Raw genomic sequence first — 24,352 nt, forward strand, 5'->3', positions numbered from 1 at the left:
GCGGCGGCACCGTGCCTGCGCGCCCGCACCCACTCCCGCACCACTCGGGACAAGGGCCTTCTAGCGCCCGCCTGCTTCGTAGCGACGCAGTGACTGCTCGATCAACGCCCGTGCCTCGGCGGCATCGCCAAAGCCCTCCAGCTGCACCGGGTTGGCCGCGATGCCGCCGGGCAGGTCCTTGTACACGCGGAAGAACGCTTCGATGCGATCGCGCTCGGCCCGTGGCAGGTCGCCGATGTCGCGGATGGCGGCGTAGGTCGGGTCCAGCCGGTCGGTCGGCACGCCGATGATCTTCTCGTCCTGCTCACCGCCATCGACCATCCGCAGCACGCCGATCGGGCGGAACCGCACCAGCACGCCGGGATGCAGCGGCGTGCGTGTCAGCACCAGCGCGTCGAGTGCGTCGCCATCACCCGCGAGCGTACGCGGCATCGAGCCATAGTTGGCCGGATACGCCATCGGCATCGACAGGAAGCGGTCGACGTGGACCAGCCCGTCGTCCTCGCCGATCTCGTACTTGGTGAATCCGCCCGCGGGGATCTCCACCGCCAGCAGCACCTCGTCCGGCGCGGCGGCAGGCTGTGCGACGCGGAACGGATGCCGCATCGTGTCCGCCGCGAGGGCCAACGGGCCGCAAAGCATCGCCGCGACCGCGCATGTCATCGCCAGCAGGGTCCCGCGCGCCTTCATTCCCAGCACCGGTCCTTGCGTCCCTTGAGCGTGGCTTCGCGGTCGCAGCGACGCTCGTCGATGCGGCCCTCGGTGACCTCGACCAGGCGCTTGCCGTCGGCTTCGTCGATCAGTTCGAACGCATCGTAGAGGCGCCCGGTCGCCGTACGCGCCTCGTAGCGCATGCGACCGCCATCGAAACGCAGCACCTGGAACAGCTGCGTGTCCTCGCCCACCGGGCGCATCGTGGCCCGCGCCTGTTCGGACAGCCGGTATTGCTTGGCGCCGACCACCGACACCACGAACACCGGCGTCGGCGCCGCATCCGCGCCGCGCCGCGCGTAGGTATGGTCATGGCCCTGCAGCACCAGGTCCACGCCATGCCGCTTGATGACCGGCAGCAGGTGCTCGCGCATCAGCACGTTGTCGCGACCCGCGCGCGGCGAATGGAACGGCTGGTGGGTCAGCACGATGCTCCAGCGCCGCGGGTTGCCGGACAACACGCCATCGAGCCAGCGCGCCTGCGCTTCGGCGGTACCGAGGTCCAGCGCGGAGGTGCCGTCGATCACGGCCACCCGCACGTCCTGGTAGTCGAACCAGTACGTCGTCTCCTTCGCCTCGTCCACGCCATTGGCGGGCAGCGCAAACTGCAGCGGCCAGTGCGCGCCCAGCACCCGGCGCTCCATCGGCGTGTCCTCGAACTCCTCGAAGTACTCGTGGTTGCCGGGCGCGGGCGCCACCACCATCGAGGTGGTCAGCGGATCGTTGGCCTCGAACCACTCCGCCCACTCGTTGTCGTCCTCCCCATCGCCGCCGCTGACCAGGTCGCCGGCGTAGAGGGCCAGGCGCGCATCGGGGGCATGGCGCATCGCCTCGCGGATCACGCGCGTGGTCAGGCTGGTGTTCTGGTTCTGGGTGTCGCCGAAGTACAGCAGCGTCAGCGGCGCACCCGCCGCCGGTGCGGTGCGGGTGTGGTACCACGCGCTCCAGGTGCGGTCGCCCTGCACCCGCCAGGCGTAGAGGGTGTCGGCCTGCAGGCCGTCGATGACGGCGTGGTGGTAGCGGGCATCGCCGTTTTCAGTCTGCAGCGCCTGCGTGCGCGACGACACCTGGCGTGGCGTGCCCATGTCCGGCGAGTCGCCGGCGACCACGATCTCCAGCATCGGTGCATCGACCGCAGGCGACGTGCGCCATGACACCGCGAATCCGGCATCGCCCGCCTGCAGCGGCGAGGCGACGATGCGGTCCGGGAAGCCGGTGGCCGCATGGTGGATCACGCCTTGCGGCACGCGGGTATTGGGGTCGGGTTTGCGCACGGCATCGGCCTGCGCGAACGCAAGCGGCGACAGCACGCACAACAGCACGGCCAGGCCGCGCGCGGGTTTGAGCGTCATTTCAGTCTCTCGGGCAATCGGGAAGTGAAAGTGCCGCGGCGATGTCGCGCCAGTCGAACGCGGCCAGCGCCTGGTCGTCGTGGATGGCATAGAGCACACCCTGCGGGAAACGCGCATCGCCGGCCTCGTCCAGCCAGATGCCATCGGTATTGGCGGTGGTTTCGCCGGCAAACGAGCCCAGGTGGCGCAGGTCGCGCCGGTCGAACACGTGGAACAGGGTGCGGTCCTTGTACTGGTCGCTGCCGATCCACACCCCGCTGCCGTCGGTGCAGCGCATCAGCGCAATGCCCTCCGCCTGCGCCTGGTAGACATCGGCGCCCACGTCGCGGCCGCGATAGCGCCCGTCCGCCAGGCCGTACTCGCGCAGTCTCGTGCCGGTGTCCACGTCCTCTTCGGCCAGCAGCAGGCGATCGTTGTCCTCGTCCGCCCAGAGCGATTCTGCGATGCGGATCGCACCTGCCGGCGTCACGTCGCCAATGGTGCCCGCCGTCCGCGCCTGCCAGGCTTCGCCGGCGCCGTCCAGCACGTAGCGGCGGAAGCGCTGGTCCAGCTCGGCCAGCGGCGGTGGCACGTCCTCGTCGTGCTCGGACATGTAGTTGTCGCTCACGATGACTTCGAAGCCGGCGCCCTGCCTGCGTACCCACAGGCCGTAGGGTTGCCGCAGGTCGGCCTCGCCAAAAGCCAGCAGCGGCGTGAACGCGGGCAGCCGGAACATCTGCACCCGACGGTTGTCGCGTTCGACCACCCAGGCGTAGCCGTCGAGCGTGGCGATGCCGTTGGGCCGGTCGAGCTGGCCCAGGCCCGCGCCCCTGCCGCCGACCGTGCGCAGCAGGGTGCCGTCGTGGCCGTCGTACACCAGTAGCAGGCCGGTGGACTTCGCGGTCGCGGCCACCTGCAGGCGGCCATCCTCGCCGCGCCAGCTGGCCGGGGAGTCGATGTTGTGTCCGGGGGTGGACGCGCTGACGAATGCCTCGCGCACAACCACGTGCGGCGCATTGGCCTGCGACAGCATCGGCTCGTAATCGGCCGCCTCGTCCGGCTCGCGGTCCGCGATCGACGGCGCCGTCGCGCAGGCGGCGAGCCACGACATGGCCAGCAGGCTGGCCGCGATCCCGTGCAAACGCATGTCAAGCGATCCCCGTTTGAGACAACGCGCCATCGTATGACCGAGATGTTGCGCCGGCATGACAGCGCGCACCGCGGGTGTCGGTCGCGCAATGGAACGGACACCGCGTTGTCACCGCCCTGCCACGGTTGTACCGAAATGAGGCGCGGGCGTTCATCACGGTGAAATATTCGTGACGAAAACTTTCGCGATGTCGCGCCCCGCGGGTTGCCGGCACCCCTTCTCCCATCGAAGTCCTGATCCCATGAATCCCAGAACCTCAGCGATTGCCGCCGCGATTGCCACCGTCCTCGCCATGTCCACCCATGCGCCGGCGCACGCGCAAGCGCAGGCCGCCTCCGTCGTCGCGGATGCCGCGGCAGGGACCGTCATCGGGCGCGTGAAGGAGTCCACCCGCGGCGTCTACCTCGACGGCGCGCGCGTAACCCTCAACGGTTACCAGGCCATCACCCAGCGCGACGGCGGCTTCCGCATCACCGGCGTCGCACCGGGACGCTACACCCTGCAGGTCGACTACATCGGCTACGAAACGCAGGACGTCGAGGTGGTGGTGGGCGAATCGCGCGGCGCGACCGTCGAAGTGACGCTGCGCAGCACCGTTGCGGTCGGCGACGCCGCCGACCTCGACCGTGTCAACGTCCGCGGCAGCCGCGACGCCCAGGCGCTGGCGCTCAACCAGCAGCGCACCTCGGTGAACTACATGAACGTGGTCTCGGCCGACCTGCTGGGCCAGTTCCCCGACAACAACATCGCCGAATCCACCCAGCGCATCCCGGGCGTCTCGATCGAGCGCGACCAGGGCGAAGGCCGCTACGTCACGGTGCGCGGCGCGCCGAAGGAGTTCACCACGGTCTCCATCGACGGCGTGCAGCTGGCCAACCCCGATTCCACCACCCGCGGCGTCGAACTGGACACCATTCCATCCGACGTGATCGCCGCGCTGGAAGTCACCAAGGCCATCACCCCCGACATGGACGGTGACGCCATCGCCGGCAACATCAACATCCGCACGCAGAGCGCGCTGGACCGCGATGGAATGACCCTACGCGCGTCCGCCGCGATGGGCCGGTTTGAACTGGGCGACGGCGACAACGAACGCTACAACGCCACCATCGGCAACCGCTTCGGCGCCGACGGCAACATCGGCGTGCTGTTTTCGGGCTCGCACAGCCGCCAGGGCCGCTTCACCGACAACGTCGAAACCATCTACACGCGCTTCGACGACGGCCGCATCATGCCCACCACCGTCGAGATCAAGGACTACGAAGGCACCCGTACACGCACCGGCATCACCGGCCGCTTCGATTTCCGCATCGACCCGGGCAACCTGGTGTACCTGGTCGCTTCCGATGCCCGGTTCAAGGATCGCGAGTTCCGCGACAACCTGATCATCGAGATGGACCAGCACACGGCCGATTCCACCCAGACCATCGGCAACGTGCGCGCCACCTTCGACAAGGAGCTGCGCGAGCGCACCTACGACAAGACCATCCGCACCTACAACTTCGGCGGCGAGCATTTCGTTGGCGACGACTGGCGCTTCGACTGGCAGGCCTCGCAGAGCAAGGCCACCAAGGAAACGACGCCGCGCGACCAGTACATCTTCCGCTCGACGGTGCGCCCGCGGATGGACTACGACTACACCGACTACGACTTCCCGACCTGGACGATCCAGGGTCGTCCCGATGCACCTGCCACGGGCGTCAACCTCCCGGAGGAGTGGTTCGGCTTCCGCCGGCTCAACCAGCGCTACGAGTATGGTGAGGAAACGGAGAAGGGCTTCCGCGTCGACGCCGAACGCAGCCAGAGCTTCCTGGGCGACAGCGGCACGGTCAAATTCGGCCTGCGCGCGCGCCTGCGCGACAAGTCCTTCGACGACGAGCGCCGCCGCAACGGCAACGCCGCCGACTTCGCCGCACTCGGCATCACCATGTCCGACATGCTGTGCTCGGACCTGGGCCCGTCGAACAACTTCGACTACTTCCTGGCCGGGCGGCGGTTCTGCCGCGACATCTTCAACCGTTATGCCGGTCCACTGCAGGCCAGCGCCAACCACCAGCGGCTGGTACCCGACTCAATCACCGGCGACTACAGCGCCAGCGAAGACGTGCACGCCGGCTATGTTCGCTTCGATGCCAACTGGGACAAATTGACAATGGTCGCTGGCTTGCGTTACGAGCGCACCAGCACCGAAGGCAACGCCACATCCTACCTGGTGCCTGAAAACGAAGATCCGATCATCACTCCGCAAAGCAGTAGTCGCGACTACGGGAATCTGTTGCCCAGCGTGCACCTACGTTACGAAATGACTCCAGACAGTATCTTTCGGGCGTCGTACTCCACCGCTATCAATCGTCCGGATTTCATGCAGACCGCTCCGTACACGCTTTTCAACGAAGAGGATTCCGAGGTCAGCCAAGGTAATCCGGATGTCAGGGAAGCCTACGCCCATAGTCTCGACGTGTCGTACGAGCGCTATCTCCGTCCGCTGGGCCTGGTGTCTGTTGCCGCGTTCTACAAGCGAATCAACGATCCGCTGTTCATTGCGACACGCGACACCACTCTCGACGACTATGGCGACGTGCAACTCATTCGCGCGGAGAACGGCGAGAAGGGTCGCGTGCAGGGCGTCGAGCTGGCGTGGCAGCAGACCTTCGATTTCCTCCCCGCGCCGTTCGACGGGCTGGGCATCTACACCAACTACACCTACGCCGACTCCAGTGCGGAGTTGCCCTTCGGCGAGGGCAGCACCATGCTGCCCGGCACCTCGCGCACCAACTACAACGTCGCGCTGGCGTACGACAAGTACGGCCTGAACGCGCGACTGGCCTACAACCACCGCTCGAAGTTCATCCAGTCGTTCGACATCGACTCGCCGGAACTCGACGTCTACTGGGGCGACCGTTCCAGCCTCGATTTCACCATCAGCTACGCCTTGACGCGCAACTTCCGCCTGTTCGGCGAGGTCAACAACATCACCGATACCCGGCAGGTCCGGTTCCAGGGCGAGCGCAGCCGCGTGCTGGAACTCGAAGGCTTCGGTCGCTCCTGGCTGGCCGGCGTGCGCTACGAGTTCTGACCACGCCTGGTCGTACCACGCAAAAAGACCCCGCCTCGCGGGGTCTTTTTCGTTGGAGCGCCTTCGGGCGGGATGTCATCGCCCGCAAAAAATCGCGACCAAGCGCGCTGCTGCGTTGGCGACAGGCAGGCTGGCCTGCACCTGATTTAAGCTGGCACCAGTCCACCCCGTTGCCTGCCATGAAGACCGTCGAAGTCCGCCATCCGCTCGTCCAGCACAAGATTGGCCTGCTGCGCGATGCCTCGCTCAGCACCAAGGCCTTCCGCGAACTGGTCACCGAGCTGGGCACCCTGCTCGCCTACGAAGCCACAGCGGACCTGGAGACCGAGGCGGCGACGATGCCGGGCTGGGCGGGCGACGTGAGCGTGCGCAAGATCGCCGGCGCCAAGATCACCTTGGTGCCGATCCTGCGCGCGGGCCTGGGCATGCTGCCGGGCGTGCTGGCGCTGATTCCCGCGGCGAAGGTGAGCGTGGTCGGCCTGCAGCGCGACGAGGAAACCCTGCAACCGGCGACCTACTTCGAACGCCTTACCGGGCGGCTGGACGAACGCGACGCCTTGATCCTCGACCCGATGCTGGCCACCGGCGGCACGCTGGTCGCCACGGTCGACATGCTCAAGCGTGCCGGCGCGCGCCGGATCAAAGGCATTTTCCTGGTGGCCGCGCCGGAAGGATTGCAAGCGCTGGAGGCGGCGCACCCGGATGTCGAGGTCTACACCGCGGCCATCGACCAGCGGCTCAACGAGAAGGGCTACATCCTGCCCGGGCTGGGCGACGCCGGTGACCGCATCTTCGGCACCCGGGTGGATTGATCCGCACGACAGCGAATGACCAGCTGGGCGACACCCGTCGCCCAGCTGGTCCTGTCGTTCGAGCGCGTCCCTGCGTGTGCCACGTCCGTGTTCGATTGCAGGCCGAAGCCGGCAACGCGCGCACATTCTTCAAGACGTGCAGGCGATCACAAGTGTCGCTACGCGGGATCTCCGTCAGTTTTGCTGACCCGTGCACCCCAAGCCGGGGCGGCAGAACGAGTGTGGCCTGAGGCGACAGCAATCCTTGACAACCTGTGTCAATATTCCTGTCACGTCAGTATTGCTGTCATGCCGGGCAGGACGCCCTCCGTGAACCTGAGCACCCGTATCCGCACCGCCCGCCTGCGCGCGGGCCTGTCACAGGCCGACGTGGCCGTCCGCCTCGGAGTGAGTCGTGCCGCAGTGTCCAACTGGGAGAGCAGCGCCGTGCGCGTGCGTCCGTCCAGCCAGCGGCTTGAAGAGATCGCCCTGCTGACCGGCGTGGCCTGGGAATGGCTGGCGACGGGTCGCGGGCCGGCGTCGCCCTCCGGCGAACACATCGCCGCGGTGGACGCGGAATGGGTGGAAGACCCGATCGAACGTCGCATGTTGCAGGCCTTCCGCGCCGCCAGCGGCGAGGTCAAGCAGGCCCTGCTGCTGATGGCCGAGGCGACCCGTCCGGACCGCCGCGGCTGATGGCGCTTGCTACACGGTCAGCGGCAGCACGAAGCGCCACACCCCGAATGCCGCCATCACGACCAACGTCGAGAACGTGAGCAACGTGCCGGCGAAGCGACCGACGGAGTAACCGGCCGATCCACCCAGCCCCACCGCGTGCAGCACGCGCCCGAGCAGTAGCGCGATGCCGAACGTCCACAGCAGCGCCGCGCGGATGCCGGCCAGCTCCAGCAACGCCAGCATCAGCAACGCCAGCGGCACGTACTCGGCGAAGTTGGCGTGCACGCGCACCTTGCGCGTGAGCGCGGCATCGCCACCGGTGCCCACGCCCACCTTGTGCGCGCGGCGGTGCAGGACAACGCGCAGCGACAGCACCACGTAAAGCAACACGTGCAGTGACGTGACCAATAATGCGATGCGCGGAATCATGCAGCGTCTCCGTGGAGTGACCGGGCAGCCAGGCGCTCGACCTGGTGGATGGCGACGAAACGGCCCTTCTCGTCGCGTGACAGTTGCGCCAACGCGCAGCCGGGGTCGTGGGTAAGGAACAAATGCACGTTGCGCGCCAGCTTGTCGTCGAGGAAGGCCTGCTTCTCGTCGATCAGCAGTTCCGCATTGCGGTCGTAGCCCATGGTGATCGGCACGTGCACCCATGGCAGCCCGGGCACCAGGTCCGCGCAGAACACCACGCCGCCGTGCGGCACGCCATCGCGCAGGTCAGGGCCGACGATCTCGGCCAGCATCATCCCCGGCGTGTGGCCGTCGCTGTAGTGGAAACGCACGGCATCGCCCAGCGACGGCGTGCGGTCGCCCCCCTCCACGAACTCGAGCCGGCCGCTGGCTTCCAGCAGCCCCGGAAGTTCGGGAATGAAACTGGCGCGGTCGCGCGGGTGCGGATCGCAGGCACGCGCCCAATGCCGCCTGCCGACGACGAAGGTCGCGTTGGGGAACAGCAGCTCCGGTTCGGCATCTGCACGCCACGGCGCCAGCAGGCCACCGGCGTGGTCGAAGTGCAGGTGGCTGAGTACCACCACGTCGATATCGGTATGGTCGAAGCCGGCTTCGCGCAGCGAGTCGAGCAGCACGTGGTGGCTTTCGGCCACGCCGAAGCGGTCGCGCATGTTGGGATCGAAGAACGCGCCGATGCCGGTCTCGAACAGCACCGTTTTCCCGTTCAACGGAGTGGCCAGCAGCCCGCGCGTGGCGAGGCGGATGCGGTTGCGATCATCGGGCTCGACCCAGCGCGTCCACATCGTGCGCGGCGCGTTGCCGAACATGGACCCGCCGTCGAGCTTCTGGCTGTTGCCTTCGATGGACCAGAGTTTCATGCCGCCCTCCCTAGGCGCTGCGACGCCGGCACGCCGATCAAGGCGCGACCGGCTCCGCCAACACGACTTCACCGCTGCCGACCGAATTGCGCGGATCGCTGCCGGCCTGCAGCGTGCCATCGGCGCGGTTCCACAGCACGGTCTGGAAGTTGCCCCAGACGTGGCTGGAACCGCGGCCGCCCGCGGCCGTCTCGCCAGGCAGGTCGACCTGATGGCCCAGCGCACGCAACGCTGCGGCGGTGCCGGCATCGAAAGCATTGCCTTCGGCGGAGATACGGTCCGGCATCCACTGGTGGTGGTAGCGCGGCAGTGCGGCGACGGCCTGCGCATCGAGGCCGGCGTCGTAGCCCAGCACGCCCAGCAGCACCATGGTGATGATGCGCGTGCCACCCGGCGTGCCCAGCACCGCGGTGCGGTCAGCGGACACCATGAAGGTCGGCGTCATCGAGCTGAGCATGCGCTTGCCCGCCTCCGGCGCATTGGCCTCGTACCCCATCACGCCGAACGCATTCGGCGTACCGGGCTTGAGCGCAAAATCGTCCATCTCGTTGTTGAGCAGCACGCCGGTGCCGGGCGGGATCAGCCCCGAGCCGAACAGCAGGTTGATGGTCTGCGTGCCGCCGACGCGGTTGCCCTGCGCATCGATGATGGAGAAATGCGTGGTGTCGTTGCCTTCCAGCGGGGTGGCCTCGCCGGACAGCAGGTCGCTGGGCGTGGCCCGTGCAGGGTTGATGGTGGAACGCAGGCCGGCGGCGTAGTCGGGGCTGGTCAGCAGCCGCTGCGGCACCTGCACGAAATCGGGATCGCCCAGGTAGAACGTGCGGTCGCGGAAGGCGCGGCGCATCGATTCGACGACGAGGTGCACGCGCGCGGCATCGTCCAGCGCGCGCAGGTCCCAGCCCTGCAGGATCTGCAGCATCTGCGCCAGCGCGATGCCACCCGACGACGGCGGCGGCGCGGTCACGATCTCCCAGTCGCGGTAGCGGAAACGGATCGGCTCACGCTCCTTGACCTCATACGCGGCCAGCTCATCGGCATTCCATTCGCCGCCTTCGGCATTCACGCCGGCGATCAGCTTCTCCGCCACCTCGCCGCGATAGAAGCCGTCGAAGCCGCGCTCGGCCAGCAGCTCCAGCGTGCGCGCAAGATCCGGCTGGCGCAGCACGTCGCCTTCCTCGAGCGGCTGGCCGTCGACCAGGAACACGTCACGCGTACCGGGAAAGCGCTCCATCACTTCGCGCTTGGCCTGGTAACCGCGCACCAGCCGTCCATAGGCCGGGAAGCCCTCGCGCGCCAAGCGGATGGCAGGTGCCAGCGTCTGCGACAGCGGCAGGCTGCCGTAGCGCTCGGCGATGTGCACGAATGCCGCCGGCAGGCCCGGGATACCCGCAGCCCACGGGCCGTTTTCGGCACGGTCGCGATCGAACTCGCCGTCGGCAGTGAGGTAGCGTTCGGGCGTGGCCGCCGCCGGCGCGGTCTCGCGCGCATCGATGAAGACGTCGCGGCCGCTGCTGGCGTCATGCATCAGGAAGAAGCCGCCGCCACCGATGCCGGACGAGATCGGCTCGACCACCGACAGCGCCGCGGACACCGCGATCGCCGCATCGAAGGCATTGCCGCCTTCGCGCAGGATCTCCAGCCCGGCCTCGGTCGCCAGCGCATGCGCGGACGCGACGGCGTGGCCGGGCGGTCGTTCCTGCGGCGCGTGGTCGCGGGCAACGGCGAGCGGGGTGCACAGCAGCGACAGCAGCAGCGCGAACAGCAGGGACTTCGATGGCTTCATGCGGCCTCCCCGGACAGCCGGCGCAGCTTGGCCAGCAGTTCGGTCTGGGTTTCGGGATGGTCGGGGTCGGGATCGATGCATTCCACCGGACACACGACGACACACTGCGGCTCGTCATGGTGGCCCACGCATTCGGTGCACAGCGCCGGATCGATCACGTAGATGGTCTCGCCCTGCGCGATCGCCTTGTTCGGGCACACCGGCTCGCAGACATCGCAGTTGACGCAAAGCTCGTTGATCTTCAGCGACATGCCCGCATTGTAAGGCCGCACCAGCCGCCGTCGCGTTCCACCTGCGCAACGGCGGCCGCCGGAAACGACGAAGCCCGCTTGCGCGGGCTTCGTGGGCCGGAGGCTGGCCATCCTGCGCGCCCGGTGGCCGGGCGCCTGGAGCGCGTTACCGGGCCTGGACGAACACGTACTCTACGCCGGCCGGCTCCACGGCCGCCTTGACGCGCTCGCTGTTGGCCGCGTCGCCGATGTAGAGCACGCGCACGCCGTTCATGCTGCCCGGCGGCACGTCCGCGAACGCGGTGACCACGAGGTCGGCGGTCCTGGCGGGGTCGCGACCGGCATAGGCCAGCATGTTGCCCTTGACGATGCCGCGGGCCACGTCCTGCTGCGCCTTTTCCTGCAGGCGGTTGAACTCTTCCGGATCGTCCGGGTTGGTCTCGGCGGGCACGCGGTAGATGAAGGGATTGGTGGTGATGCCTTCCATGTGCCGCGGCACCTGGTCCTGCAGGTAGGCGTTCCACTCCGTCTTGTCATCCGTGGTCGGTGCGGCTACCGGCGCGCGCTCCACCTGGACTTCCTCCTCCTTCTTGCATGCCGCGAACGGCAGCACGAGGCAAGCCAGCAGCATCAACCTGTTCATCGATTTCATTGTCATACCCCTGCGATCGTCGCGACGGACGTGGTGTGTGTGTCGTGGTGCATCAAACAGCATTGCGCCGCCATTCGGCCTGCAGCGCCTCGGCCACCGCCGCCGGTACGAACCCCGAGACATCTCCGCCAAGGCGGGAGATCTCGCGCACCAGCGACGAGGAAATGAATCCATATTGCTCGGCCGGGGTGAGGAACAGCGTCTCCACCTCCGGGATCAGGTGGCGGTTCATGCTCGCCATCTGGAACTCGTATTCGAAATCGGACACCGCGCGCAGCCCGCGCAACAGGATGCCACCGCCCATCTCGCGCACGAAGTGCGCCAGCAGCGAATCGAACCCGCGCACCTCGACATTGGGATGCTTCGCCAGCGCATCGCGTGCCAGTCCGACGCGCAGCTCGAGCGGCAAGGTCGGCCGCTTCGACGGGCTTTCCGCCACGCCCACCACCAGCCGCTCGAACAGCGGCGCGGCGCGATCCACGAGATCGACGTGCCCGTTGGTGATCGGGTCGAAGGTCCCCGGGTAGATCGCGGTACGGTTACGGGCCGGGCTCATGCGTCGGACGATCATGGGTTGGGCAACGGTCGGGGCAGTGTAACAGCGAGGTGAAACGCCGATCAGGCGCCGCGCCGGTAGAGCCGGTGCGCGGCATCGCGGGTGCGCCCCTCGCGATGCAGCTGCCAGCCTTCGCCCGGCGTGATGTTGCACTGCGGCGTGGATTCGACGTACAGCCACGCCACCGCCGCCATCGCCGCAGGCAAGGCGCACAGCACCTCTCCCCACGCATCCTCCGCAAACGGCGGATCGACGAAGGCGAGGTCGAACGGTGCAGCCGCCGCGTCACGGAGGAACCGCAAGGCATCGATACACACCACCTCGATGGCATCGCCTGCCTGCAATCGCGTCGCGCTGTCACGCAGCGAGGCACAGAGCGTCGGATCGCGCTCGACCAGCGCCGCTTCCCGCGCGCCGCGCGAGACCGCCTCGAAGCCGAGCGCCCCACTGCCTGCAAACAGATCCAGCACCCGCGCGCCCGGCAGCACCGGCTGCAGCCAGTTGAACAGCGTTTCGCGCGCGCGGTCGGAGGTCGGGCGCAATCCGTCGGCATCGGCCACCGGCAGGCGCGAACCGCGCCAGCGCCCGCCAATGATGCGCACGCTGCCGCTGCCGCCGTGGCGCGCGGTTTTCATCAAGGACTCGCGGGGACGGGTGCTACCATGGTGCCCATTCTCCGCGATCGCGTGCGACATGGTCAGCTGGTTCCGTCGAAAGAAGCCCGAAGCGCCGGCCGAGCCGGCAAGCGACGCAACCCAGGCCACGCCAGAGACACCACCCGCAGCGCCCATCGTGGTGCCGCCGGTACCCACTGGATCCGACGCGGCACCAGCGCCCGAGCCGACACGCGGGCCGGAACCAGTACAGTTACCAGAACCGCAACCCGCCCCCGCAGCCGCGCCCGGCAAGCCCGGATGGCGGGAACGCCTGCGCGGCAGCGCCTTCGCACGCAGCTTCGGCGGCCTGTTCTCGCGCAATCCCGCCCTTGACGACGCGCTCCTGGACGAGATCGAAACCGCTCTGCTGACGGCCGATGTCGGCGTGTCCGCGACGACAGGCCTGGTCGAGGGGCTGCGCAAGCGCATGAAATCGCGCGAGTTCGCCGACGCCAACGCCCTGCTCGCCGCGCTGCGCGCCGAGCTCATCGCGCTGCTGCAGCCGGTGGCCAGGCCGCTGGCGATCGATGCGGGTGCCAAACCCTTCGTGATCCTCACCGTCGGCGTCAACGGCGTCGGCAAGACCACCACCATCGGCAAGTTGGCCAAGCGCTACAAGGACGAGGGCCGTGCGTTGATGCTCGCCGCCGGCGACACCTTCCGTGCCGCCGCGGTCGCGCAGCTGCAGGCCTGGGGCGAACGCAACGGCGTGGCCGTGGTCGCACAGGGCCAGGATGCCGATCCGGCCTCGGTCGCGTTCGATGCGCTGCAGGCGGCGAAGTCGCGCGGCGTGGACGTGCTGATCGCCGACACCGCCGGCCGCCTGCACACGCAACAGGGATTGATGGCGGAGCTGGGCAAGATCCGCCGGGTGCTGGGCAAGATCGACCCCGCGGCGCCGCACGAAGTGCTGATGGTGATCGACGGCACCACCGGCCAGAACGCGCTTTCGCAACTGCGCCAGTTCCATGCCGCGGCCACCGTGACAGGCCTGGTCGTAACCAAGCTGGACGGCACCGCAAAAGGCGGCGTGGTGTTCGCACTGGCGCGCGAGTTCGGCATCCCGATCCGCTACGCCGGCATTGGCGAACGCCCGGAAGACCTGCGCGTGTTCGATGCCGAAGCCTTCGTGGATGCGCTGCTGCCCGAAGCGCTGGGCAGCGCATGAGCGCCTTCCCTTCCCCCGCCCGCGGGGGAAGGTGCCCGGCGGGCGGATGGGGGCCTGCCCGATGGCCCGGCCATGGAGTAAGTCGTCCGTGACGCCGCACCCCCCTGCCTATGCCGAACGCCTGCTGGCCTGGTTCGACCTCCACGGCCGCCACGACCTGCCGTGGCAGCATCCGCGCACGCCGTACCGCGTGTGGCTGTCGGAAATCATGCTGCAGCAGACGCAGGTGCGCGTGGTGGCCCCGTACTTCGAACGCTTCGTCGCTGCCTTGCCAAGCGTGCGTGCGCTGGGCGAAGCACGGCTCGACGACGTGCTCGCGCTGTGGTCGGGCCTGGGCTACTACGCCCGCGCACGCAACCTGCATGCGGCGGCGCAGCGCTGCATCGAACTGCACGGCGGCGAACTGCCACGCGATTTCGACGCCCTGCTCGCCCTGCCCGGCATCGGGCGCAGCACCGCGGGCGCGATCCTGTCTCAGGCCTGGGGCGATCGCTTCCCGATCCTCGACGGCAACGTCAAGCGCGTGCTGGCCCGGCATCACGGCATCGCCGGCTGGCCGGGCACGCCGGCCGTCGAGAAGCAGTTGTGGCGCATTGCCGGAAGCCTGCTGCCGGATGCGCGCATGGCGGACTACACGCAGGCGCAGATGGATTTCGGCGCGACGCTCTGCACCCGGCATGACCCGGCCTGCGTGAGGTGTCCGGTGCAAGACGATTGCGTCGCCCTGCGTGAAGGCCGCGTGGGCGAGTTGCCCACGCCAAAACCCGGCAAGCCGCTGCCCGAGCGACAGTGCCATGTACTGCTGTCGACGGATACGCAAGGGCGCGTGCTGCTGCAGCGGCGTCCGCCGACCGGCATCTGGGCCGCGCTATGGTCGCTACCGGAAGCCGATTCACACGCCGATGCGCAAGCATGGATCGATGCGCATGTCGATGCCCACGGCACCAATGCACGCACGCTCGGCGCGATCGCCCACGGCTTCACCCACTACCGGCTGACGATGCTGCCCTTGCACTGGCGCGGCGTCGCGCCACGCAACGCCGTGCGGGATGCCGCCGACCTGCGTTGGGTCTCTCGGGACGAACTGCAATCGCTCGGCATTCCCGCGCCGATCCGCAAGCTGCTGGAAGCCGACCTCTCGTAGGAACATTCCTTCGATGCGACCGGGAATGGATCGCCCGCGCAATCCTGTCGCGGGCATGATCCGTTCCTGCAGGAGCGCCGCATCCCGGGCGATTCAACCTCATCACGCGTGGCGGCGCGGTGGTCGACGCAGGGGTCGTGGACAACGGCTGGCTCGGCCGGCTCCTACAATGGCAGCCCCTGGACTGGAAACACACGCCATGCCACGTACTGTCTTCTGCGAATACGAACAGCGCGAGACCGATGGCCTCGACTTCGTGCCCTGGCCGGGCGAACTGGGCAAGCGGGTGTACGCGTCGATCGGCAGGACCGCGTGGGCGGCATGGCTGGCGCACCAGACGATGCTGATCAATGAGAACCGGCTGTCGCCACTCGACCCCAAGCACCGCGCCTTCCTGGAAGACGAGATGCGGAAGTTCCTGTTCGGCGGCGGCGCCGAGAAGCCCGCCGGCTACGTGCCGGAGGGCTGATCGCAGCTCAGTCCGACGCGGCCTCGCGCTCCTCGGTGCGCGCCTCGCGCAGCTCGCGCTCGGACATGCGTACCGCCTTCACGTCGAGCGGGCGGATCGTGCGAATGAAGCACGGAATGTTCATGCTGCCGGTGCTGCGCACCAGCACCCGGTCGAACCGCTCGTGCACGCGGCCGGCGCTGCTGGTCAACCCGATCGCGGTGGCGAATGGCAGGTCCTGGCAGGGGCCGGACAACTCCAGCAGGAAGGCCTCGTTCGGCCGGGTCCACACTGCCAGCGCACTGTCGCCCAGCGGCGTCCAGCCATTGAGGCGCCCGAAGAAATTGAAGCTGCCGACGGGATCGCCGGCGTGCGTGCGATAGAGGTCCAGCTTCTCGGCATCGCGCAAGCCGCCCGTCGCGCAGGCGGACAAGGCAGCGGTCGCGACCGCGGCCAGCAAAATCGACTTCAAGGCGTTCATGGCAGGCATCCAGTGCAGGGACTTGCCTGAATCATGCGCCCGACGCGGTGACTCACAAGCGAACGCCCGGCGCGGATTCAGCCGACAGCATGGCCGGCGGCGTCAAACGGATGTCGAACGCCATGGAATGGGCGAGTTCGGGTCGCAGCCCTGTACTGCAGGTGCACCGACAAAAAACCCGCAACGTGTGCGGGCTTCGTAAACTCTTGAATTTCATGGTGGCCGGGGAGGGAATCGAACCCCCTACACGGGGATTTTCAATCCCCAAGTGATCGAAGCCGGCAGGCAACGCCGCCCCAGTGATCTAGCCATTCTCCGGAGCGAATCTCCCTGAATTTACGCCATGTCTTGACCAACAAGGGGACATAGGCGTACAAAGGGGATACACGGCTACTACACGAGTTGCCGGAGAACTGCCGGAGAATTGAGTGGCCAAGTTCGTCTTCGACGATGCAGCGATTCGGGACCTTCCAGTTCCTCCGAAGGGCATCCGGATCGACTACGACAACGGCCCTGTCCGGGGCATGGCTGTCCAGACCAGCTACACCGGCAACAAGCGCTTCCTGTTGGTCTACGTGGCCCGGGAGAGCGGCCGAGAGCGCCGCATGGTCATCGGTGAGTACGGCCCGGCGCCGAAGCTCTCCGTTTCCGCGGCGCGGCGCCTGGCGAAGGAGAAGCGCGCGTTGGTCGATCTGGGCCGGGATCCGTGGCAGGAAGCGAAGCAGGCGCGCGCTGCTGCCGAGAAGAGAGCCCGCAAGGACGCTCCCAACCTAGGCAACCTCCTCGCCGCCTATGTCGAGCAACTGAAGACCTCCGGCAAAGCGAGCTGGAGGGAGGTCGACCGGGCGATCAAGCGCCATATCACTCCACGGAAGGCGCTGGCCAAGCTGCCGGCCGACCAGTTGCAGATTAAGGACGTGATGCCGGTGTTCCACGCCCTCGTCCGTGATGACAAATATCGGGAGGCCCAGAAGCTGCGGGCATACCTGCGCGCGGCGTACACGGCCGCGCGGGGGGCCATGACAAACGCCACCATGCATGCCTTCGCCGGCTTCCAGATCCGCGAGAACCCCCTGCAGGACCTGGACGTCTCCCGGCCGCGGGAAGCCGCTGAGAAGGCCGCGGAGGCAGCCAAGGCCCGGAAGTGGGCCCTCAGCGAGGAGCAGCTGCGCGCCTACTGGAAGCGGATCAGCGCCGACACCACGGCCGCAGGCGCCCTCCTCCGGTTCCATCTGCTCACCGGTGGCCAGCGCGTCGAGCAGTTGGCCAGGCTCACCACGGCCGACTACGACGTCGACGCGAAGACGATCACCCTGTGGGATACGAAGGGCCGCCGGCAGCGCGCGCACGAGCACATCGTCCCCCTGCTCCCGGACGCGGTGAAGGCGCTCGAGGCGATGCGCCAGCCGCGGCAGGACGAAGCCGGCAGGACGGTGCCGCCCGGCCCCTACCTGTTCACGCTGACCGACGGCGACGCGCCGGCGGCGTACCACGTCGTCTGGGAAGCGGTGCAGGCCGTCGCCGGCGCGATGGTCGAGGCCGACGAGGTCGGGCGGTTGTTCACCCCTGGCACGATCCGTAAGACCGTCGAGACCCGCCTGCAGGCCGCTGGCGTGTCACGCGAGATACGTGGCTACCTACTGAGCCACGGCTTGGGCGGCGTTCAGGCGAAGCACTACGAAGCGCACGACTACCTCAACGAGAAGCGCGCCGCGCTGAAGAAGCTGCGCGCGCTGTTCGAACCCAAAGGCAATGTCATCAAGTTCCCGGCGAAAGCCGGATAAGCGGCGCATCCGGGTGCGTGAACACCCGGAGCGCCTTCCACCACCGTTCGATAGGAGAACGACAATGGCTACACCAGCGTACCCGACCATCGATCAAATCAATCACCTCGATGACATCCACCTGCTCGCATACAAGGCCCGCGGGATCCTTTCGACCCTCCGCGCCGCCGGCCCGAACCTGGAAAACGTGAACGACGAGGCGCTTCCCGCCGCCTGCTTCGCGGCCGAAGATATGCTCACCGACATCATGGCCACGGTGAAGAAGCTCGACCCCTCCGCCAAGCAAACGGAGAGCACCGATGGCAACTGAAGGCGTACTCAACGACCGCCCCGACACTTTCGCTGCCACGAGCGGAGTTTTCACGCACTGCGGCAACATCCTCCCGATTGGCATCGAGGCCCATGCATTCGAACCGTCCGGCTATCTCACGATCGCCGATGACATGGCCGCGGGCGCCGCCGCCGTCCTTCGCCTTGCACGTCTCCGCGGTGAAAACGACGAAGACCCCGCCGGCACCTTGGACGCTGCCCTGGCCGCCGCCGACGTGCTACTGCAGCTATCGCGCATCGTGAGCGCCACAGCCTGCACGCACAGCCTGAAGAAATGACTGGCAAGGCCAGCAAGCGCGGCGCGAAGAAGCGGGCGGGCGCAAACCCGCCTGTTCAGATGCGCGAGTTCGAATGGAACCCGCCGGTCTATCCAGATCTGACGACGGAAGAAGCACGCGCTGGGGAGGATGCATTGCTCGAGCGCGTGCGATCTGACGAGAGTCAGCCCGGAGATGTTGTCCACTTCCACCCGGCGATCATCAACCGCTTCTGTGATTTCGCATTGGACGGTCGAGAGATCGAGCATTGGATGCTAGAGGCGCTCGCGGATTCGCTTCTCGGCGTGCTGAAAGGTGGCGAATGGCACGACGAGTTCGATCTTCCAGGCCGTGCGCCGCAGCCGGGGAGCACTGGCTGGCATCCCCGAGACGAGAAAGAGTTCAACATCGCGCTGACCGTGGCAGCACGAGTAATGCGCAAAGAGAGGGTGACCAGCGCCATGCACGCCGTCGCCGCTGAGATGTCCTGCTCGTTCGAGACTGTGCGGGCGGCGTACTACAAGTGGAGGCCGATCATCGCCCCCAAACGCAGCACGCGCAATGCAGACGGTTCTATTTCTGGGCGAAAATTCAGAATGACTAGCCGGAAGCCATAGGCAATTAATAGGCACCCCACGGGAGTGCCTACCAGTGCCACAGAAATCCCACAGCGCCGCACAAGACGATCTTTCGGCCGGCGGCCGTACCGGCGACAACGTCGACCTAGTCGACACCGCTACCGCTTCGAAGATCCTGAAGCGAAGCGAGAAGACGCTGATCAGGTGGCGTCGCCTGCGCCGCGGCCCGCCGTACGTACGGATCGAAGATCGCGTTCTCTACGACCGCCAGCGGATCAACGGCTGGATCGCCAAGCATGTCGTGGAACACGACGATGCGTGAGCCATCCGCGCGCTGCAGCGTAACGGGCTTGGAGCGCCCACGCGATCGGCTTCCGCTTAGGGGCCCGCCCGATGGCTGAAAACAGCAACGCCCCGGCGAGCCGGGGCGCGTGCGCAGAGCTTGGCGGCGACCTGCGCGACGATCATACCCGAACGCGATCGTGTTGCGCTTCGCTGGCGGCCACCGCTTCGATTTCCGAAGCGGACACGGCGTCTCCAAATGCACTGCGAGCCGGAGCTTTGGCGTGAGCGCGCGCAAGCGAAATCGGCAGAAAGGTCGCAGGGAAGGCGGGAGCTTTCTCGCCATCCCTCACGCCGTGCTCGAGAGCGAGAACTGGAAGCGATGCAGCGGCACTGCAGCGAAGCTGCTGATCGACATCGCGGGCTTGTACCGCGGGAAGAACAACGGCGATCTCGCGCCTGCGTTGATCAAGCGTCCGGCTTCAGAGGCCAAGGTCCGCGCGTTGCGCGAGCTGGTGCACTACGGGCTTCTCGTGCAGACGAAGCATGGGGGGCTCGGCATGCCAAGCCTCTACGCCCTCACGTGGCACGCGATCGACCACTGCGGTGGTCATCTGGAAGTCGCGGCCACGACTACAGCGCCAGGCTTTTGGCGTGAGGAACGTCCCAAGTTCGTGCCGCCAGAAACAAGAAAGCCGCTTCGGAAATCGAACAAGCCCGCTTCGATTTTCGAAGCGGGGACGTCAGTTGAAGAGGAACACCGCTTCGGAAATCGAACCTTTAAGCGCGGTTTCAGCACCAACGCCGCTTCGGAAACCGAACACCTTTCTAGAAGTACCAACGGAGGTGCACCTTGAGCTCGCTCATCATCGCCGACACCCCTATCCGCCGCGACGCCGACGGCAGGTACTCGCTCAATGATCTTCACCGCGCGAGCGGCGGGCTTCCCAAGCATCGGCCATCGGTGTGGCTGGCGAACCAGCAGGTGCAGGACCTGGTGGAGGCGGTCGAGCTGGAAGCCGGAATTCCGGCGGTGGCGAAGGTCCGCGGCGGCACGCGCGCTGGAACGTTCGCGAGTGCGGAGCTGGCGATCGCCTTCGCGGCGTGGATCGACACCCACTTCCACCTCCGAGTCCTCCGAACCTTCCTGCAGGTGCAACGTGAAGCGAGGGCAGCGGCGCAACTGGCGCCCCTCGACGATCCGGCCGCCCTACGTGGCCTGCTGCTGGAGCACACCGAGCGCGAGATCGAGCTGAAGCAGAAGCTGGAAGAGCAGACGGCACATGTCTCGGCCTTCGAGCGCATCGCCGAGGCACGCGGCGCCGTCTCGATCACCGCCGCCGCGAAGGTCCTGAGCATCCCCCCGAGCGCGTTCTTCGCCTGGCTGAAGGAGCACAGCTGGATCTACCGCAGCAGCGACCACGGGGGTTGGCTCGCCTTCCAGCCCCGGATCGCGCGGGGCCAGCTGAAGCACCGGGTTATCACGGTCGAGCGGAGCGACGGCACTCCACGCATCGTCGAGCAGGTGCTGGTGACGCCCAAGGGCCTGGCCCGCCTCGCCGAGTTGCTCGAGCGGGCTGAGCCACCCCCGCCGGCCGCGGCCACCGCACGCCCCACGCGCGCTGCGCGGCAGGCCAAGGGTTGACGATGGACCTGCACCCCGTCGCCTTCGGCCCCGCCGTGCAGCTGGCCAGCGCCAGCGGCTTGTTCCGGGTCGCCTACTTCCCCACCACGCACACCTTCGGCGGCATCACCGCGGCGGGCTGGACGTACGCACGCATGCCCTTCGGTGACGCCGCCCGCCTGGTCGGGGAGGTGCGCCACAAAGGGCTGGCTTTCGACGCGGCCGACGTCGCGCGCTGGAGCGATGACGTGCTGCGCCAGCTGCCCGAATGGAGGACCGACGCACCATGACCGAGTTCACCAGCGATCGGCCGACGATCGGCAGCCTCCTAGACACCACGCTCTGGCTGCACGATCAGCACGACGTCGTGAGGATCCTCTACTGCCCCGAGCACCGGGTGCTCGGCATGGACTGGGGGGAAGGCATGCAGTACACCCGCACCGGGTTCGAGGGTGTGCTCAAGGCGTTGGGCGCGGCCAAGGCCTCGCGGCAGCTGTACTTCGACCAGCGCGCAATGGATGCGTGGATTGACACCGTCACCAGCCGCCTTCACGGCACCGAGCAGTACTACCCAGACCAGACGCCAAGGAACGCGAAATGAGCGAAGATCAGAACCAATCGCCCGCGGGCACTACGGCGGGCCTGCAGCAGCAAGCGGTTCAATGGGCGGAAGACCAGGTAGCAACGCTAGCGAAGCATGATGACGCGGCCGCGGCGGGCGTGTTCGATGCCCTCGCCGCTGGTGATCGCTTGGTGGTGGTCATCGTCACAGCCGGCGGGGCGCCTCAGATTGACCTGGTGCTGATCGACGCAGGCGGCCGGATGAAGCCGATCGCGTCGGCGCGCGCTGAATCGGCATGGGCGGCGAAGCACTGACATGTCGATCGATGAACTCAGGGCGCGGCTGGAGGCCGCAGGATTCTGGGTAAGCCCAGACGGAAGGGTCGCGCCTGACGCGGTGAGCACGATCGTGGGGCGCTCAGAGAAGACCTTGCGCACGTGGCGCGCTGCAGGTGAGGTGGTAATCCCCTTCACCAGAATCCGTGGGAGGGTCACGTACGCGCTGGCGGATGTGCTGCATTTCATCGAAGCCAACGGGGTCGCCGGCGACAGGTAGTCGGCCAAACACGGCCACCGGGTCCCGAACCCGGCCAAACCCGGCCACTTAGGTACTACGCGCGCGCTGCGATTGCGTGTCTGATCCTCATCCATGGCCCGACCCGAAAAACTGCAACGCCTCGCCGGCCTGCGCATCGGCATCCGCCAGATGATCGCCGGCATGGACGAAGAGATCACCCGCCTGGTCAACGACCTCGAGGAGAAGCGCCAGAACTTCGAGGAGCGCGTCGAGGTGGGGCTTTTGGTACCCGACAGTGACCAGTACCAGGCCGCTGCCGCGAAGCTAGCAAAGCTAGCGGCCGATGTCGACGATCTCCGCGCCCGTCGGCAGGTACTTGGACAGGACGCGCGCGCGCTGGGGCATACCGTCGACCGTCTTACCGCATGGTGCAAAGAGCACGGCGTCGGTTCGGACCCGCTGGAGGTCCGGGCATGATCATGTTCAGCACGCCCCAAGCCGTCGCCGATATCCGCCAACGCATCGGCGAACTGCAACTCGAGCTGGACGCGCAGCGGCGCGCCCCCCTGAGCGACGACGAAGCTGCCGAGAAGGCAACCGCCATGATCGCCGCGCATGCCGCTGGCGCGCAGACCGATCGCATCCTCTCCCACCTCATCCACGCGTCGACCAGTGCACGCATCGGTTGGCCGGTCGACCAGGACGGAAGCAGCATCGAGCCATCGGCCTTCGACCTGTTCTGTGCGCTGGAGCCGAAGCGGATGCACGAGCTGTTGAAGAAGCTGATCAAGGGCAGCGATCACCTCCGCGGCCCCGCCCAGGGCGAGCGCGCCGAACGCATCGAAGCGCTGACCGCGGAACTGCGGGAAGCCGAGATCGAGGAAGAGGCACTGATCACCCAGGCCGAAGTTTCCGGTCTCAACGTCCATCGTCGCCCGGATGCAGATCCGGCGATCATTCTTGGAGAACTCTGATGTTGCTCGACGTATTCGAACGCGACGCCTTCACTCTGGCGAGCCTCACCAGCCAGATCAACGACCTCCCCTTCGTGCCCACTCGCATCCAGAGCATGCAGCTCTTCGAAGAGGGCGGTATCAACACCACCAAGGCCAACATCGAGGCGCGCGAGGGGGTGCTTCGCCTGGTCCCGACCCAGCCGCGAGGCGCGCCGTCGACGCCCCATCTGACTGGCGGCCGGACGTTGCGCCAACTCTCGACCCTCCACCTACCGATGCGCACCACCATCTACGCGGCCACGCTGCAGGATGCCCGCCGATTCGGTACTGAAGCCGAGCTCGAGACCGCGCAGACGGTGCTCGCGGAACGGATGACCGAGATGCGCACGTCGATGGACGTGACCATCGAATGGCAGCGGCTGGGCGCGCTGAAAGGCCGCGTCCTCGACGCCGACGGATCCGAGCTGATCGACCTGTTCGAGTTCTTCAACGTGAGCCAGCCGACCGAGATCGACTTCGACCTCGACGCGGCCAGCCCGGCGCCTGGAGCGGTCCGCGGCAAGTGCAGCGCGGTGATCCGTGCGATGGAAGACGAACTCGGCGCCCTGCCCCTCGGCGGCGTCCATTCCTTTGTCGGTCCGGCCTTCTTCGACGCCTTGGTCGACCATCCGGAGACGCGCGAGGCTTACCAGCGCTGGAACAACGGCGAAGCCCTGCGGGAGCGCACTGCACGCCGCACCTTCTTCTACGCCGGCATCACGTTCGAGGAGTACCGCGGCCGGGTCGGCACCATCCAGTTCGTCGATAACGACAAAGCGCACTTTTTCCCGGTCGCCACCCCGGGCGTGTTCAAGACGGTCTTCGCGCCGGGCAACTTCATCGACACGGTCAATGCGATCGGGCTCCCCTACTACGCGCGCGTCGTGCCGGATCAGGCCGGCCGCTGGGTGCAGGTCTACGCCGAGTCGAACCCGCTCAGCTACTGCACGCGTCCGCGCACCCTCATTCAGGGCCGTCGTACCTGATCAGCGTTGGTTGCAGGTCCAGCAAGCGCCCAGCCGGCGGTGGCGCAAACAACACCGGCAGCCAGCGCCCTGCGCATCCTCTTGGCAATAGTCCTGTAGCGGGGGTGAGCTGGCACACCACACCCAATCCGGCCGGATCGCATGTCTACACGCAACGTGTACGAAGAAGTCCTGAGGTTCCTGATCGAGGCCGACGGGAACGAGGACGTCGCCAAGCTCGCGCGCCAGCTCGTGGCACTCGGCGACGACGGCGAC

The 24,352-nt window shown here is 67.2% G+C and carries 31 protein-coding genes; 20 read left to right on the forward strand and 11 right to left on the reverse strand.

Translation table 11 applies throughout. The features are described 5' to 3' along the window. Positions 1 to 60 precede the first annotated feature (60 nt). Genes E2F46_RS06035 through E2F46_RS06045 form a run of 3 tightly spaced genes read right to left on the reverse strand, consistent with a single transcriptional unit; the run spans position 61 to position 3,189 of the window. On the reverse strand, positions 61 to 663 hold the full coding sequence (locus E2F46_RS06035; protein ID WP_243720340.1) for an inorganic diphosphatase: 603 nt from the start codon (positions 661 to 663) through the stop codon (positions 61 to 63). 23 nt (positions 664 to 686) lie between these two features. Continuing rightward, positions 687 to 2,063 (reverse strand): purple acid phosphatase family protein, encoded by a 1,377-nt coding sequence (locus tag E2F46_RS06040; protein ID WP_133321187.1) that lies wholly within the window; start codon positions 2,061 to 2,063, stop codon positions 687 to 689. A 1-nt stretch (position 2,064) separates the two neighbouring features. Continuing rightward, complete coding sequence (locus E2F46_RS06045) at positions 2,065 to 3,189, reverse strand: phytase (RefSeq protein ID WP_133321188.1); 1,125 nt, start codon at positions 3,187 to 3,189, stop codon at positions 2,065 to 2,067. A gap of 244 nt (positions 3,190 to 3,433) precedes the next feature. On the opposite strand from E2F46_RS06045, the gene E2F46_RS06050 reads away from it, so the two are divergent. From E2F46_RS06050 to E2F46_RS06060, 3 genes are all read left to right on the forward strand, one after another. Then, positions 3,434 to 6,268, forward strand: coding sequence for a TonB-dependent receptor (locus tag E2F46_RS06050; protein WP_165967360.1), 2,835 nt, complete (start codon positions 3,434 to 3,436; stop codon positions 6,266 to 6,268). 179 nt (positions 6,269 to 6,447) lie between these two features. Then, complete coding sequence (gene upp, locus E2F46_RS06055) at positions 6,448 to 7,080, forward strand: uracil phosphoribosyltransferase (protein ID WP_133321190.1); 633 nt, start codon at positions 6,448 to 6,450, stop codon at positions 7,078 to 7,080. 309 nt (positions 7,081 to 7,389) lie between these two features. Further along, positions 7,390 to 7,755, forward strand: coding sequence for a helix-turn-helix transcriptional regulator (locus E2F46_RS06060; protein WP_243720323.1), 366 nt, complete (start codon positions 7,390 to 7,392; stop codon positions 7,753 to 7,755). 9 nt (positions 7,756 to 7,764) lie between these two features. Here the strand turns inward: E2F46_RS06060 and E2F46_RS06065 are convergent, their stop codons facing one another. From E2F46_RS06065 to rsmD, 7 genes are all read right to left on the reverse strand, one after another. Then, positions 7,765 to 8,166 carry an MAPEG family protein gene (locus E2F46_RS06065; protein WP_133321192.1) on the reverse strand — a complete coding sequence of 134 codons (402 nt, stop codon included), beginning with the start codon at positions 8,164 to 8,166 and terminating at the stop codon, positions 7,765 to 7,767. Further along, positions 8,163 to 9,065, reverse strand: coding sequence for an MBL fold metallo-hydrolase (locus E2F46_RS06070; RefSeq protein WP_133321193.1), 903 nt, complete (start codon positions 9,063 to 9,065; stop codon positions 8,163 to 8,165). The genes E2F46_RS06065 and E2F46_RS06070 overlap by 4 nt, the downstream gene beginning before the upstream one ends. A gap of 37 nt (positions 9,066 to 9,102) precedes the next feature. Then, positions 9,103 to 10,848: a gamma-glutamyltransferase gene (gene ggt / locus E2F46_RS06075; RefSeq protein WP_133321194.1), complete on the reverse strand. Its 1,746-nt coding sequence runs from the start codon at positions 10,846 to 10,848 to the stop codon at positions 9,103 to 9,105. Continuing rightward, a complete protein-coding gene (locus tag E2F46_RS06080) occupies positions 10,845 to 11,099 on the reverse strand; it encodes a YfhL family 4Fe-4S dicluster ferredoxin (protein ID WP_133321195.1) in 255 nt (84 codons plus the stop codon). Before E2F46_RS06080 ends, ggt begins: the two co-directional genes overlap by 4 nt. 145 nt (positions 11,100 to 11,244) lie before the next feature. Beyond that, on the reverse strand, positions 11,245 to 11,721 hold the full coding sequence (locus tag E2F46_RS06085; RefSeq protein ID WP_243720324.1) for a hypothetical protein: 477 nt from the start codon (positions 11,719 to 11,721) through the stop codon (positions 11,245 to 11,247). Between the two features lie 61 nt (positions 11,722 to 11,782). Then, a complete protein-coding gene (coaD, locus tag E2F46_RS06090; RefSeq protein WP_133321197.1) occupies positions 11,783 to 12,286 on the reverse strand; it encodes a pantetheine-phosphate adenylyltransferase in 504 nt (167 codons plus the stop codon). A gap of 62 nt (positions 12,287 to 12,348) precedes the next feature. Then, entirely contained in the window at positions 12,349 to 12,921 is a 573-nt protein-coding gene (gene rsmD, locus E2F46_RS06095) for a 16S rRNA (guanine(966)-N(2))-methyltransferase RsmD (RefSeq protein WP_133321198.1), read from the reverse strand. On the opposite strand from rsmD, the gene ftsY reads away from it, so the two are divergent. From ftsY to E2F46_RS06110, 3 genes are all read left to right on the forward strand, one after another. Beyond that, on the forward strand, positions 12,881 to 14,110 hold the full coding sequence (gene ftsY, locus E2F46_RS06100) for a signal recognition particle-docking protein FtsY (RefSeq protein ID WP_425599805.1): 1,230 nt from the start codon (positions 12,881 to 12,883) through the stop codon (positions 14,108 to 14,110). The genes rsmD and ftsY overlap by 41 nt on opposite strands. 61 nt (positions 14,111 to 14,171) lie before the next feature. Beyond that, complete coding sequence (mutY, locus tag E2F46_RS06105; protein WP_133321200.1) at positions 14,172 to 15,254, forward strand: A/G-specific adenine glycosylase; 1,083 nt, start codon at positions 14,172 to 14,174, stop codon at positions 15,252 to 15,254. 199 nt (positions 15,255 to 15,453) lie between these two features. After that, the gene (locus E2F46_RS06110; protein ID WP_133321201.1) at positions 15,454 to 15,723 is read left to right on the forward strand and encodes an oxidative damage protection protein; all 270 of its coding nucleotides are present in this window, start codon (positions 15,454 to 15,456) and stop codon (positions 15,721 to 15,723) included. A 7-nt stretch (positions 15,724 to 15,730) separates the two neighbouring features. On the opposite strand, the gene E2F46_RS06115 is transcribed toward E2F46_RS06110, so the two are convergent. After that, positions 15,731 to 16,174, reverse strand: coding sequence for a DUF6491 family protein (locus E2F46_RS06115; protein WP_133321374.1), 444 nt, complete (start codon positions 16,172 to 16,174; stop codon positions 15,731 to 15,733). Positions 16,175 to 16,611: 437 nt separating this feature from the next. On the opposite strand from E2F46_RS06115, the gene E2F46_RS06120 reads away from it, so the two are divergent. The 14 genes from E2F46_RS06120 to E2F46_RS17425 all read left to right on the forward strand — a co-directional run bounded on the left by E2F46_RS06120 (position 16,612) and on the right by E2F46_RS17425 (position 24,097). Beyond that, on the forward strand, positions 16,612 to 17,967 hold the full coding sequence (locus tag E2F46_RS06120; protein ID WP_133321202.1) for a tyrosine-type recombinase/integrase: 1,356 nt from the start codon (positions 16,612 to 16,614) through the stop codon (positions 17,965 to 17,967). A 64-nt stretch (positions 17,968 to 18,031) separates the two neighbouring features. Then, positions 18,032 to 18,277 (forward strand): hypothetical protein, encoded by a 246-nt coding sequence (locus tag E2F46_RS06125; protein WP_133321203.1) that lies wholly within the window; start codon positions 18,032 to 18,034, stop codon positions 18,275 to 18,277. Next, on the forward strand, positions 18,267 to 18,575 hold the full coding sequence (locus E2F46_RS06130; RefSeq protein ID WP_133321204.1) for a hypothetical protein: 309 nt from the start codon (positions 18,267 to 18,269) through the stop codon (positions 18,573 to 18,575). The genes E2F46_RS06125 and E2F46_RS06130 overlap by 11 nt, the downstream gene beginning before the upstream one ends. Further along, positions 18,572 to 19,171: a hypothetical protein gene (locus E2F46_RS06135; protein WP_133321205.1), complete on the forward strand. Its 600-nt coding sequence runs from the start codon at positions 18,572 to 18,574 to the stop codon at positions 19,169 to 19,171. Before E2F46_RS06130 ends, E2F46_RS06135 begins: the two co-directional genes overlap by 4 nt. Positions 19,172 to 19,205: 34 nt before the next feature. Then, the gene (locus E2F46_RS06140; RefSeq protein WP_133321206.1) at positions 19,206 to 19,454 is read left to right on the forward strand and encodes a DNA-binding protein; all 249 of its coding nucleotides are present in this window, start codon (positions 19,206 to 19,208) and stop codon (positions 19,452 to 19,454) included. Positions 19,455 to 19,698: 244 nt separating this feature from the next. After that, positions 19,699 to 20,271 (forward strand): hypothetical protein, encoded by a 573-nt coding sequence (locus E2F46_RS06145; protein ID WP_133321207.1) that lies wholly within the window; start codon positions 19,699 to 19,701, stop codon positions 20,269 to 20,271. After that, positions 20,268 to 21,059, forward strand: a complete 792-nt coding sequence (locus E2F46_RS06150) for a phage antirepressor KilAC domain-containing protein (protein ID WP_133321208.1) — start codon at positions 20,268 to 20,270, stop codon at positions 21,057 to 21,059. The genes E2F46_RS06145 and E2F46_RS06150 overlap by 4 nt, the downstream gene beginning before the upstream one ends. A 2-nt stretch (positions 21,060 to 21,061) precedes the next feature. Further along, positions 21,062 to 21,328 carry a hypothetical protein gene (locus E2F46_RS06155; RefSeq protein WP_133321209.1) on the forward strand — a complete coding sequence of 89 codons (267 nt, stop codon included), beginning with the start codon at positions 21,062 to 21,064 and terminating at the stop codon, positions 21,326 to 21,328. Further along, entirely contained in the window at positions 21,325 to 21,639 is a 315-nt protein-coding gene (locus E2F46_RS06160) for a hypothetical protein (RefSeq protein WP_133321210.1), read from the forward strand. The genes E2F46_RS06155 and E2F46_RS06160 overlap by 4 nt, the downstream gene beginning before the upstream one ends. Then, complete coding sequence (locus E2F46_RS06165; protein ID WP_133321211.1) at positions 21,636 to 21,914, forward strand: hypothetical protein; 279 nt, start codon at positions 21,636 to 21,638, stop codon at positions 21,912 to 21,914. Before E2F46_RS06160 ends, E2F46_RS06165 begins: the two co-directional genes overlap by 4 nt. 1 nt (position 21,915) lies before the next feature. Then, complete coding sequence (locus E2F46_RS06170; protein ID WP_133321212.1) at positions 21,916 to 22,155, forward strand: helix-turn-helix domain-containing protein; 240 nt, start codon at positions 21,916 to 21,918, stop codon at positions 22,153 to 22,155. A 93-nt stretch (positions 22,156 to 22,248) separates the two neighbouring features. Beyond that, complete coding sequence (locus tag E2F46_RS17415; protein WP_165967361.1) at positions 22,249 to 22,593, forward strand: hypothetical protein; 345 nt, start codon at positions 22,249 to 22,251, stop codon at positions 22,591 to 22,593. Next, a complete protein-coding gene (locus E2F46_RS17420) occupies positions 22,590 to 23,090 on the forward strand; it encodes a hypothetical protein (protein ID WP_165967362.1) in 501 nt (166 codons plus the stop codon). Before E2F46_RS17415 ends, E2F46_RS17420 begins: the two co-directional genes overlap by 4 nt. Beyond that, entirely contained in the window at positions 23,090 to 24,097 is a 1,008-nt protein-coding gene (locus tag E2F46_RS17425; RefSeq protein WP_165967363.1) for a major capsid protein, read from the forward strand. Before E2F46_RS17420 ends, E2F46_RS17425 begins: the two co-directional genes overlap by 1 nt. The last annotated feature ends 255 nt before the right edge of the window (positions 24,098 to 24,352 follow it).

Origin of the sequence: Luteimonas aestuarii (assembly GCF_004357985.1) — a bacterium.
Lineage (GTDB): Bacteria > Pseudomonadota > Gammaproteobacteria > Xanthomonadales > Xanthomonadaceae > Luteimonas > Luteimonas aestuarii.